This is a genomic window from Pseudomonas sp. GM24 (assembly GCF_000282235.1).
In the GTDB taxonomy this organism is placed as follows: domain Bacteria; phylum Pseudomonadota; class Gammaproteobacteria; order Pseudomonadales; family Pseudomonadaceae; genus Aquipseudomonas.
In genome coordinates, this window is record NZ_AKJR01000037.1 from 1 (window position 1) to 11,845 (window position 11,845).

An 11,845-nucleotide genomic window follows, 5' to 3' on the forward strand; every position below is an offset into this window, starting at 1 on the left:
CACTAGACGAAGGGGACGCAAACCCTTCTATACAACTGATCAACGCTGAGTGTTGATCGCTTCAAGGCCGGTGTGGCCAGACCTTGAATTGTAAATTGGTGGAGCTAAGCGGGATCGAACCGCTGACCTCTTGCATGCCATGCAAGCGCTCTCCCAGCTGAGCTATAGCCCCTCATCGTTGATGTCATCGCTGAGGACGGGGCGAATCTTAAGGGCGTATCGAAAGCCTGTCAAACTTATTTTTGAAATTTTTCAAAGTTTTTCGTCGGCATAACAATCACTTACCGCCCTCCCCCGTAAATCCGGGACTTGGGATAAAGCATGCCCCTGTAGGAGCTGCCGCAGGCTGCGATCTTTTGACGTTGCCGTTTAAAGATCAAGATCAAAAGATCGCAGCCTTCGGCAGCTCCTACAGGGGGGTTAAGTTATCAGGCGATAGCGCCCAGCAGTTTTTCCCACTCTTTGTTTTCTTTCTTCGACACGCCGCCCAGCAGGTCGATCGCCTGACGCAGACGATAACGGGTCAGGTCCGGGCCAAGGATTTCCATCGCATCGAGTACCGACACCGAACTCGCCTGCCCGGTGATCGCCGCGAACATCAGCGGCATCGCATCGCGCAGCTTCAACTCCAGCGATTCGACCACTGCCTGAATCGTCGCGGTGATGTTGTCCTTCTCCCACTGACGCAGGCTTTCCAGCTTCCACAGGATCAACTGCATCAACTGGCGAACCTGATCACCCGAAAGCTTCTTCGATTCGAACAGCTTGGCATCCGGGTTAACGCCACCAGCGAAGAAGAACCCGCCCAGCGGTGCAACCTGGCTGAAGGTTTCGACGCGACCCTGAACGTGCGGCGCGATCTTCATCATGTATTCGGAATTGAACGCCCACTTCTGCACGCGCGCGGCGAACTCTTCCACCGGCAGATCGCGCAGCCATTGGCCGTTGAGCCACGACAACTTCTCGATGTCGAAGATCGGCCCGCCGAGGGAGACACGCTTGAGGTCGAAATTGTCGACCATTTCCTGCAGCGAGAACTTCTCGCGCTCGTCCGGCATCGACCAGCCCATGCGACCGAGGTAGTTGAGCATCGCTTCCGGCATGAAGCCCATGCGCTCGTAGAACGTCACCGAGGTCGGGTTCTTGCGCTTGGACAGTTTGCTCTTGTCCGGGTTACGCAGCAGCGGCATGTAGCACAGCTCTGGTTGCTCCCAGCCGAAGTATTCGTACAGCAGAATCAGTTTCGGTGCCGATGGCAGCCATTCTTCGCCGCGCAGGACGTGGGTGATGCCCATCAGGTGATCGTCGACGACGTTGGCGAGGAAGTACGTTGGCAGGCCGTCGGTCTTCATCAGCACTTGCATGTCCATGCGATCCCACGGGATCTCGACATCACCACGGAGCATGTCCGGCACCACGCAAACGCCTTCGCTCGGCACTTTCATGCGGATTACGTGGGGTTCGCCAGCCGCCAGACGAGCGGCGACTTCTTCTTTCGACAGCAGCAGCGCGCGGCCGTCGTAGCGTGGCGTTTCGCCGCGCGCCATTTGCTCGGCGCGCATCTGATCCAGCTCTTCAGCGGTGCAGAAGCACGGGAACGCATGGCCCATGTCGACCAGTTGCTGGCAGTACTTCTGATAGATGTCGCCACGCTCGCTCTGCCGGTACGGGCCGTGCGGCCCGCCAACGTCCGGGCCTTCGCTCCAGTCGATGCCCAGCCAGCGCAGGGCGTCGAAGATCTGCTGTTCGGACTCGCGGGTCGAACGCAACTGGTCGGTGTCTTCGATGCGCAGGATGAACTCACCGCCATGCTGCTTGGCAAAGCAGTAGTTGAACAATGCGATGTAAGCGGTACCTACGTGGGGATCCCCGGTAGGCGATGGCGCGATGCGAGTGCGGACGGTGGTCATGGCATGTCTCGAAAAGAATGAAAAGCAAAACAATCAAGCGGCGAATGGTAACAGGCGACACCCGCCCCGCTCCAGCAGGCAGGGCATTTAAGCCAAGTTTGCGTCTGTAACGCCGGTAAGCCGTGGTGAATGGGCAAATATCAGCGGATGGCATTTACCGTTTATCGGCTGTATGCCAGATTCGCCTGCTGATAACTTTCCTTACAATTCCTCGACTACAGTTTGCCCATGCCTGCCCAACTCAAGCGTCGCCTGTTGATTTTCCTGCTGCTGGTCCTGTTGATTGCCGGGGGCTTCTTCGCCCACTGGTTTTTCAAGGGACGCTTTTATGAAAGCACCGACAACGCCTATGTCCAGGGCGAAATCACCCGTGTGTCGAGCCAATTGAGCGCGCGCATCGATGAAGTGCTGGTGCAGGACAATCAGCACGTGGAAAAAGGCCAGCTACTGGTGCGCCTGGAACCGAATGATTTCCGCCTGGCCATCGATCGCGCCAATGCCGCCCTCGCCACCCGCGAAGCCGAGCGCCTGCAAGCGCAAAGCAAACTGACCCAGCAATCGAGCCTGATCGCCGCCAGCGATGCGCAAGTGGCGACCACCCAAGCGACACTTGGCCGCTCGCAGATGGATTTGTCGCGCGCCGAAACCCTGCGCAAACCCGGTTACGTTTCCGAAGAACGCGTGACCACCCTCTCCGCCGACGCCCACATTGCCCGCTCGCAAGTGGCCAAGGCGCAAGCCGACGCACAAGGCCAGCGCCAGCAGGTCAACGCCTTGAATGCGGAAATCAAACGCCTCGACGCACAGATCGCCAACGCCCGCGCCGATCTCGCGCAAGCCGAACTCAACCTGACCCGCAGTGAAATCCACGCACCGATCAGCGGTCTCGTCGGCCAGCGCGCCGCGCGCAACGGCCAAGTGGTGCAGGCCGGTGCCTATCTGCTGTCGATCGTCCCGGACGAAGATATCTGGGTGCAGGCCAACTTCAAGGAAACCCAGATCGGCCATATGCAACCCGGCCAGAAAGCCGAGCTGACCTTCGACGCCTACGGCGACACCCCCATCGAAGCGCGGGTCGACAGTCTGTTCGCCGCTTCCGGCGCGCAGTTCAGCCTGCTGCCACCGGACAACGCCACCGGCAACTTCACCAAAGTCGTGCAGCGGATTCCGGTGAAGTTGACGTTCAAGGCCGACAACCCGCTGCACGGCAAGATCCGTCCGGGCATGTCCGCCACCGCCACCGTGAACATCAAAGACGCCCCGGACAATGGCCGGTGATTCGCTGATCCGCCCGGTCGGCGAACCGACCCGGCGCGATTGGATTGCGGTGATGAGCGTGATGCTCGGCGCCTTTATGGCCGTGCTCGACATCCAGATCACCAACTCTTCTTTGAAGGATATTCAGGGCGCCTTGTCGGCGACACTGGAAGAAGGCTCGTGGATTTCCACCTCGTATCTGGTCGCGGAAATCATCATGATCCCGCTGACCGCCTGGCTGGTGCAGTTGTTGTCGGCGCGGCGGCTGGCGGTGTGGGTGTCGCTGGGTTTTCTGGCTTCGTCGTTGCTGTGCTCGATGGCGTGGAGCCTGGAGAGCATGATCGTCTTTCGCGCCATGCAGGGTTTCACCGGTGGCGCGCTGATCCCGCTGGCGTTCACCCTGACCCTGATCAAACTCCCCGAACACCACCGCGCCAAAGGCATGGCGATGTTCGCCATGACCGCCACGTTCGCGCCATCAATCGGTCCGACGCTGGGCGGCTGGCTCACGGAAAACTGGGGCTGGGAGTACATTTTCTATATCAACATCCCGCCGGGCCTGATCATGATCGCCGGACTGATGTACGGACTAGAGAAGAAAGAAGCGCACTGGGAACTGCTGAAAAGCACCGACTACACCGGCATCCTCACGCTGGGAGTCGGCCTCGGTTGCCTGCAAGTCTTTCTTGAAGAAGGCCATCGCAAGGACTGGCTCGAATCGAGCCTGATCGTGACCCTGGGCAGCATCGCCCTGCTCAGCCTGATTACCTTTGTGATCGTGCAGATTTCCAAACCGAATCCGCTGATCAACCTTGGCATTCTGCGCAATCGCAACTTTGGCTTGTCGAGTATTTCCAGCCTGGGCATGGGTGTCGGGTTGTACGGTTCGATCTATCTGTTGCCGCTGTATCTGGCGCAGATCCAGAACTACAACGCCCTGCAGATCGGCGAAGTGATCATGTGGATGGGCGTGCCGCAGCTGTTCCTGATTCCGCTGGTGCCGAAACTGATGAAGTTTGTTTCGCCGAAATGGCTGTGCACGATCGGCTTTGGGCTGTTCGGGCTGGCGAGTTTTTCTTCGGGGGTGCTCAACCCGGACTTTGCCGGGCCGCAGTTCAATCAGATTCAGATCATTAGGGCGTTGGGGCAGCCGTTGATCATGGTGACGATTTCGCTGATTGCCACGGCGTACATCCTGCCGCAGGACGCGGGGTCGGCGTCGAGTCTGTTCAATATTCTGCGTAACCTCGGCGGTGCGATCGGCATTGCTTTGCTGGCGACGCTGCTGGATGCGCGCACCAAGACTTACTTCGATTATTTGCGTGAGGCGGTGGTGCCGACCAATCCGCAGGTGGCTGAGCGGCTGGCATCGATGACGGATCGGTTTGGCAGTGACACGGCGGCGCTGGGCAAACTGAGTGAAATCGTCCATCAACAGGCGGCGATCATGGCTTACAACGATGCGTTTCACTTTGTCGGGATTGCGCTGGGGATCAGTATGCTGGCGATTTTGTTGACCAAGAAATTGCCGCAAGGATTGAAGGCTGGGGAGTCCCACTAACTGCAACTGATCGTTCCCATGCTCCGCGTGGGAATGACTCCGGTGACGCTCTGCGTCACAGCGGACGCGGAGCGTCCGGGGCTGCATTCCCACGCAGAGCGTGGGAACGATCCTCCTTACACAGCCAAAAGCCGCTCGCGCAGTTTGGCAATCTCATCACGCATCTGCGCCGCCGCTTCAAACTCCAGATCCCGCGCCAGCTGATACATCTTCTCTTCCAGCGCACGAATGCGTTTGGTGATCTCGCTCGGCGAGCGCAATTCGGCTTCGTACTTGGCGTTCTCTTCGGCGGCCTTGGCCATGCCTTTGCGCTTCTTGCTGCGCGAGCCCGGCACGGTGGCGCCTTCCATGATGTCGGCGACGTCCTTGATCACACCGCGCGGGGTGATGCCGTTTTCCAGGTTGAAGGCGATCTGCTTGTCGCGACGCCGCTCGGTCTCGCCGATCGCGCGCTCCATCGAACCGGTCATGCGATCGGCATAGAGAATCGCCCGACCATTGAGGTTACGCGCCGCGCGGCCAATGGTCTGAATCAGCGAACGCTCGGAGCGCAGGAAACCTTCCTTGTCCGCATCAAGAATCGCCACCAGCGACACTTCCGGCATGTCCAGACCTTCACGCAGCAAGTTGATCCCGACCAGCACATCAAAAGTGCCAAGGCGCAGATCGCGGATGATCTCGACTCGCTCAACCGTGTCGATGTCCGAGTGCAGATAACGCACGCGTACACCGTGGTCGGCAAGGTAATCGGTAAGGTCTTCGGCCATGCGCTTGGTCAGCGTGGTGACCAGCACCCGCTCTTCGACCGCCACGCGTTTGCTGATTTCCGAGAGCAGATCGTCGACCTGAGTCAGCGCCGGGCGCACCTCAACCTGCGGGTCGACCAGACCGGTCGGCCGTACCACTTGCTCGACCACGCGCCCGGCGTGCTCGGCTTCGTAATTGCCCGGGGTCGCCGAGACAAAAATGGTCTGTGGGCTGACCCCTTCCCACTCGTCAAAACGCATCGGCCGGTTATCCAGTGCCGACGGCAGACGGAAGCCGTATTCGACGAGGGTTTCCTTGCGCGAACGGTCGCCCTTATACATCGCGCCGACCTGCGGCACGCTGACGTGGGATTCGTCGATCACCAGCAAGGCATCGGCCGGCAGGTAATCGTAGAGCGTCGGCGGCGCAGCGCCGGCCGGACGCCCGGACAGATAGCGCGAGTAGTTTTCGATACCGTTGCAATAACCCAGTTCGAGGATCATTTCCAGATCAAAACGGGTGCGCTGCTCCAGCCGCTGGGCTTCGACCAGTTTGTTGTTGCTGCGCAGGTATTCGAGGCGTTCCTGCAGTTCGACCTTGATGTGTTCGATGGCGTCGAGCAGGGTTTCCCGAGGCGTCACATAGTGGCTCTTTGGGTAGAAGGTGAAACGCGGCATCTTGCGGATGACTTCGCCGGTCAGCGGGTCGAACGCGGAAATGCTTTCGACTTCGTCATCGAACAGCTCGATACGGATCGCTTCCAGATCGGATTCCGCCGGGTAGATATCGATCACATCGCCGCGTACCCGGAAGGTCGCGCGGGCAAAATCCATGTCATTGCGGGTGTATTGCAGGTCGGCCAGACGCCGTAGCAGCGCACGCTGATCGAGTTTGTCGCCGCGATCGACATGCAGCACCATCTTCAAATAGGTTTCCGGGCTGCCCAGACCGTAGATACACGACACCGTGGTGACGATGATCGCGTCCTTGCGCTCGAGCAGCGCTTTGGTCGCGGACAGACGCATCTGCTCGATGTGGTCGTTGATCGACGCGTCCTTCTCGATGAAGGTGTCGGACGACGGCACATAGGCTTCGGGCTGATAGTAGTCGTAGTAGGAAACGAAGTATTCAACGGCGTTATTCGGGAAAAACGCCTTGAACTCGCCGTACAACTGCGCGGCGAGGGTCTTGTTCGGCGCCAGCACCAGCGTCGGGCGCTGAATCTGCGAGATGACATTGGCGATACTGAAGGTCTTGCCCGAGCCGGTCACACCGAGCAGCGTCTGGTGCGCCAGCCCGGCTTCGATACCCTCGACCAATTGGCGAATGGCTTCCGGTTGATCGCCGGCGGGCTCGAAGCGGGTGACGAGCTGGAATTCGGACATATACACCTCTGGGATCGCGGCATTCCGAACAAAGCGGAGCACCACGGGGACGACCGTAAACGACCGGTGTCGCGCAAGAAAAAACCTGGATTGTGCTCAATGTGGTGGCGATTGCCTCACCTTTCAAGGCAAACGTCCTACATCCGGTAAAGACTCTGACACGCGCAGTCGACTAACGGTCAAGAAATAATCGGAAAAACTTGCCTGAAAAGCCGAATCGCCTGTCGCCATTGTTCCGTAATGGCCTCTATACTAGCTCCCCGTTTGTGCACCGCTCTAGTGCATCCGGCTGGAGCGCGACACGTCCCTCCATTCTCCATTCAGAGCCGCCGCAATAATGAGCCTGTTCTCCGCTGTCGAAATGGCACCCCGCGATCCAATCCTGGGCCTCAACGAAGCATTCAACGCCGATACCCGGACCACCAAGGTCAACCTGGGCGTGGGTGTTTACTGCAACGAAGAGGGGCGAATTCCACTTCTGCGCGCCGTGATCGAAGCCGAGACGATTCGCGTCGCTCAACACGCTTCGCGCGGTTACCTGCCGATCGATGGCATCGCCGCCTACGACCAGGCCGTGCAAAAGCTGCTGTTCGGCAATGACTCGCCGCTGATCAGCGCCGGTCGTGTCATCACCACTCAGGCCGTCGGCGGGACCGGCGCACTGAAAATCGGTGCCGACTTCCTCAAGCAACTGCTGCCGAACGCTGTCGTGGCGATCAGCGACCCGAGCTGGGAAAACCACCGCGCCCTGTTCGAAACCGCCGGTTTCCCGGTGCAAAACTACCGTTACTACGACGCTGCCACCCACGACGTAAACCGTGCCGGCATGCTCGAAGACCTCAACGCCCTGCCGAACGGCTCGATCGTTATCCTCCACGCCTGCTGCCACAACCCGACCGGCGTCGACCTGACCCCGGCGGACTGGAACAACGTGCTGGACGTGGTTAAAGCCAAAGGTCACGTACCGTTCCTCGACATGGCCTACCAGGGCTTTGGCGACGGTATCGACGAAGACGCCGCTGCCGTGCGCCTGTTCGCTGAATCCGGCCTGACCTTCTTCGTTTCGAGCTCGTTCTCCAAGTCGTTCTCGCTGTACGGCGAGCGCGTTGGCGCCCTGTCGATCATCAGCGAATCGAAAGAAGAAAGCGCGCGCGTGCTGTCGCAAGTCAAACGCGTGATCCGCACCAACTACTCCAACCCGCCGACCCACGGCGCAAGCATCGTAGCGGCCGTGCTGAACAGCCCGGAACTGCGCGCACAGTGGGAAGCCGAGCTGGCTGAAATGCGTCTGCGCATTCGTGGCATGCGCGAGCAGATGGTTGCCCTGCTGGCCGAGAAAGCGCCGGGCCGCGACTTCAGCTTCGTCGGTCGTCAGCGCGGCATGTTCTCCTACTCCGGCCTGACCACTGAGCAAGTGCATCGCCTGCGCAACGAGTTCGGCATCTACGCCCTGGATACCGGTCGTATCTGTGTGGCAGCGCTGAACCAGAGCAACATCAAGGCAGTAACGGATGCGATTGTTCAGGTCATCTGATTTCGCTGCGTGATGAAAAACGGGAAGCCTTGGGGCTTCCCGTTTTTTTATTGCCACGAAACAATCCCCATACCCTCTAAACTGCACACAAATCCCATTGTAGGAGTGAGCCTGCTCGCGATAGCGTTTTTTCAGCCGAAGCATCACTGTCTGACACACCGCTATCGCGAGCAGGCTCACTCCTACAGGGTTTTGTGTTTATCCGAGTATTTTGTGAGAAGCCAAATGAAAAACGACAACCTGCGCGCCGACCGTGACGATCTGGATGACTTCATCCCCCGCGCCTCAGCCAAACGCGAAAAAAGCCTGGTGCTGCAAGTAGCGTCCGGGGTGTTTCTCGGTGGTCTGGCGCTGTGGCTGGTGCAACTGGCGGCCACCGCGGCTTACGCCAAACTGATGATGGGCACCATCACCTTCGGCAGTTAAGCCAGTTCGCTCGCACGCTGACTCGCGGCATCGTCATAAACGACGTACAGCGATTCGGCGATCTGGCTTTTGATCGCCTTGGTGCTTTCAAGGCCCAGGACGAAGCCTTCGGCCTTGCCACCGGCGCGGTTCAATTCCTCAGCGGTGCTGGCCTGGGTGATTGCATCAAAGAGTTTTTCGGCGTGGGGACCGACGCCTTTGGGCAGGCTGATTTGCGCGATGCTCATGCGAACACCTCGCTGTTACAGGACAAACGGTTCATGACGCGGACCTTTTTCGGCAAATGGCCGGCAGCGCGTGTGACCACTTCCGGGCAGCCATGGTAGACCTCTGCTGCGGTTCTGGTAACCGCCAATCGCTGACAAGTCATCGTCCGTCCCGAGAATTCATTTAATTTTTCAGCCCATGCTTGACTTCTCTTTTTGAATCAGTAACATACGCACCAATTCCGCAATAGCTCAGTTGGTAGAGCAAATGACTGTTAATCATTGGGTCCCTGGTTCGAGTCCAGGTTGTGGAGCCAAATAGCAAAGCCCCTGAATCGAAAGATTCAGGGGCTTTTTTGTGGGCGCTCGAAAAGATCAGAAGATCGCAGCCTTCGGCAGCTCCTACAGATTCAGCGTTCATCCGCAGAATCGGCGGAGTATGAGATCTGTGTAGGAGCTGCCGAAGGCTGCGATCTTTTGATCTTGAAATGAAAAAGGGCCGATCTGCGGTTAACAGATCGACCCTTTTCTATTCAGCTACAGCGGTCAGACATGCTCGCTGCTTTTCACCTGCACCTTCGGCGCACCGTGCCCATGATCGTGATCATCAGGCTCGATCACCGGCACTTCCTTGCCATCGCAGTCATGCAGCTTACCGTCGCTGAAGTAATCGCCTTCACGCAGCGCCGCCAGATCGCGATAGCGCAGGGTCCGCTCTTCCGCCGCCGCAAACACCGACTGCTGATCCGAGTTACCGGCGGTGAAGTGGTTGAACGCCAGGTTGAGCAGGATCGCCATGATCGCCGACGAGCTGATGCCCGAATGGAAAATGGTCGCGAACCAGCTTGGGAAGTGATCGTAGAAGTTCGGCGCAGCAATCGGGATCATGCCGAAACCGATCGAGGTGGCGACGATGATCAGGTTGACGTTGTTGCGGTAATCCACCTTGGACAGCGTGCGGATACCACTCGCCGCCACCGTACCGAACAGCACGATACCGGCGCCGCCCAGTACTGAAGTCGGCACGGCTGCGATTACTCGCCCCATGAACGGCAGCAGGCCAAGAATCACCAGAAAGATGCCGCCAGTCGCCACTACATAGCGGCTCTTGATCCCGGTCACCGCCACCAGCCCGACGTTCTGGGCGAAGGCGCTCTGGGTGAACGAACCGAAAATCGGCGCAAACATACTCGACAGCATGTCCGCCCGCAGGCCATTGCCCAGACGTTTGGAATCGACTTTGGTGCCGATGATTTCACCGACCGCCAGAATGTCTGCCGACGTTTCTACCAGCGTCACCATGACCACGATGCACATCGACAGGATCGCGGCGAAGTGGAAGGTCGGCATGCCGAAGTGGAACGGCGTCGGGAAGCCGAACATCGGCCCGGTGGTGACGCTGGAGAAATCCGCCATGCCGAGGAACACCGCCAGCACCGTGCCGATCACCATGGCCAACAGGATCGACAGACGCGAGATGGTCGAGCTGCCGACTTTGCTCAGCAACAGCACCAATACCAGCGTCACCGCCGCCAGACCGATGTTCTGCATGCTGCCGAAATCCGGCGCGTGACTGTTGCCGCCCATCGCCCAGCGTGCGGCCACCGGCATCAGCGTCAGGCCGATGGTGGTGATCACGATACCGGTGACCAAGGGCGGAAAGAACTTGGTGATTCGCGAGAACACCGGCGTGATCAGTAACCCGATCAAGGACGCCGCTATCACCGCGCCGAGCACCGACTGGAAGCCGCCCTCCCCGCCACTGCTGACGATTGCGACCATGGTCGCCACGCCGGAGAACGACACACCCTGCACCAGCGGCAACTGACAGCCAAAAAACGGCAGACCCAGGGTTTGCAGCAGCGTCGCCAGGCCCCCCGCAAACAATGAAGCAGCAATCAGCAAACCGATGTCCGCCGGCGACAGGCCGGCCGCCTGGCCGATGATCAGTGGCACCGCAACGATACCGCCGTACATGGTCAGAACATGTTGCAGGCCGTAAGCCATATTCGCGCCGACCCCGAGATTTTCGTCCTCGGGCCGTTGGTGTGAAACATGGGGCGTTTTCATGGTGGGGGGTTCCCTGGTTTTTGTTATGCGCACACTGTATTCAAAACTCGCGACAAGTGTCCATGCTTTTGTATACAAAATATCCGGGGAGGGTTACTCGTCACTCAAACGGCCTGATGACTTGAGTACCCCCTCATCACGTGGCGCGATCAAAAGCCATGCCGTACGGATCAACGGATGCCCCCCGCCCGGCAAGAAAAGGAAGTCACCATGAGTGGAAAACCCGCTGCACGCGCCACAGACGCCACAACCTGCCCTGCCCATGCGGCGCAGAAAATAGTTGCCGGCTCTCCCGACGTATTCTTCGATGGTTTGCCAGCCGCGCGCCTCGGCGACACAGCCTCTTGCGGCAGTTCCATCAGCGGCAACATTTCCGCAACCGTCTTCATCAACGGTAAAAACGCCGCCACCCAAGGCAGTCTTGGTAGCCATGGCGACGTTATCGTCGGCGGTTCCGGAACCGTCATCATTGGCCAGAGCGGCGGTGGCGCTGCGATCAGCCCCGTTCAGCCGATCAACCTCGGTTTCGACGAACAGTTCACGTTGCTGGACGCCGACGGCGAGCCTGTCCCGGACTTCGCTTACAAAATCACCACCGCGTCCGGCAAGGTAATCTGCGGCATCACCAATGAGCGCGGACTGACCCAGAGAGTCTCGACCCGAGCGAGCGAACTGCTGCATCTGGAGCCTGACGACCTGGCCTGAGCAGGAAAAACCAGTGGCTGAATTCACCTGAAGGGAGTTGTAAC

9 protein-coding genes and 2 tRNA genes are annotated in these 11,845 nt (G+C 59.0%); 6 read left to right on the plus strand and 5 right to left on the minus strand.

The features are described 5' to 3' along the window. Window positions 1-96: 96 nt before the first annotated feature. Together PMI23_RS06060 and gltX are read right to left on the minus strand one after the other, a co-directional pair. Window positions 97-172: transfer RNA gene (locus tag PMI23_RS06060), tRNA-Ala, on the minus strand. A gap of 256 nt (window positions 173-428) precedes the next feature. Further along, window positions 429-1,910 (minus strand): glutamate--tRNA ligase, encoded by a 1,482-nt coding sequence (gene gltX / locus PMI23_RS06065; protein ID WP_007913414.1) that lies wholly within the window; start codon window positions 1,908-1,910, stop codon window positions 429-431. Window positions 1,911-2,138: 228 nt separating this feature from the next. On the opposite strand from gltX, the gene PMI23_RS06070 reads away from it, so the two are divergent. Together PMI23_RS06070 and PMI23_RS06075 are read left to right on the plus strand one after the other, a co-directional pair. Beyond that, a complete protein-coding gene (locus PMI23_RS06070; RefSeq protein WP_007913413.1) occupies window positions 2,139-3,188 on the plus strand; it encodes an HlyD family secretion protein in 1,050 nt (349 codons plus the stop codon). Between the two features lie 49 nt (window positions 3,189-3,237). Then, window positions 3,238-4,728, plus strand: coding sequence for an MDR family MFS transporter (locus PMI23_RS06075; protein WP_176472276.1), 1,491 nt, complete (start codon window positions 3,238-3,240; stop codon window positions 4,726-4,728). A gap of 116 nt (window positions 4,729-4,844) precedes the next feature. Here PMI23_RS06075 and uvrB read toward each other — a convergent pair whose 3' ends face one another. After that, complete coding sequence (gene uvrB, locus PMI23_RS06080; protein WP_007913411.1) at window positions 4,845-6,860, minus strand: excinuclease ABC subunit UvrB; 2,016 nt, start codon at window positions 6,858-6,860, stop codon at window positions 4,845-4,847. Between the two features lie 337 nt (window positions 6,861-7,197). Between uvrB and PMI23_RS06085 the strand changes: the two genes are divergently transcribed. Continuing rightward, window positions 7,198-8,394 (plus strand): amino acid aminotransferase, encoded by a 1,197-nt coding sequence (locus PMI23_RS06085; protein ID WP_007913409.1) that lies wholly within the window; start codon window positions 7,198-7,200, stop codon window positions 8,392-8,394. A gap of 225 nt (window positions 8,395-8,619) precedes the next feature. Then, entirely contained in the window at window positions 8,620-8,820 is a 201-nt protein-coding gene (locus tag PMI23_RS06090; RefSeq protein ID WP_007913406.1) for a hypothetical protein, read from the plus strand. Here PMI23_RS06090 and PMI23_RS06095 read toward each other — a convergent pair. After that, a complete protein-coding gene (locus PMI23_RS06095) occupies window positions 8,817-9,047 on the minus strand; it encodes a hypothetical protein (RefSeq protein WP_007913405.1) in 231 nt (76 codons plus the stop codon). The genes PMI23_RS06090 and PMI23_RS06095 overlap by 4 nt on opposite strands. 220 nt (window positions 9,048-9,267) lie before the next feature. Between PMI23_RS06095 and PMI23_RS06100 the strand changes: the two genes are divergently transcribed. Then, window positions 9,268-9,343 (plus strand) — tRNA-Asn (locus tag PMI23_RS06100). A 229-nt stretch (window positions 9,344-9,572) separates the two neighbouring features. On the opposite strand, the gene PMI23_RS06105 is transcribed toward PMI23_RS06100, so the two are convergent. Beyond that, window positions 9,573-11,096, minus strand: a complete 1,524-nt coding sequence (locus PMI23_RS06105) for a nucleobase:cation symporter-2 family protein (RefSeq protein WP_007913403.1) — start codon at window positions 11,094-11,096, stop codon at window positions 9,573-9,575. Window positions 11,097-11,306: 210 nt separating this feature from the next. Here PMI23_RS06105 and PMI23_RS06110 point away from each other — a divergent pair, with 210 nt between their 5' ends. Beyond that, window positions 11,307-11,801 (plus strand): PAAR domain-containing protein, encoded by a 495-nt coding sequence (locus tag PMI23_RS06110; RefSeq protein WP_007913402.1) that lies wholly within the window; start codon window positions 11,307-11,309, stop codon window positions 11,799-11,801. The last annotated feature ends 44 nt before the right edge of the window (window positions 11,802-11,845 follow it).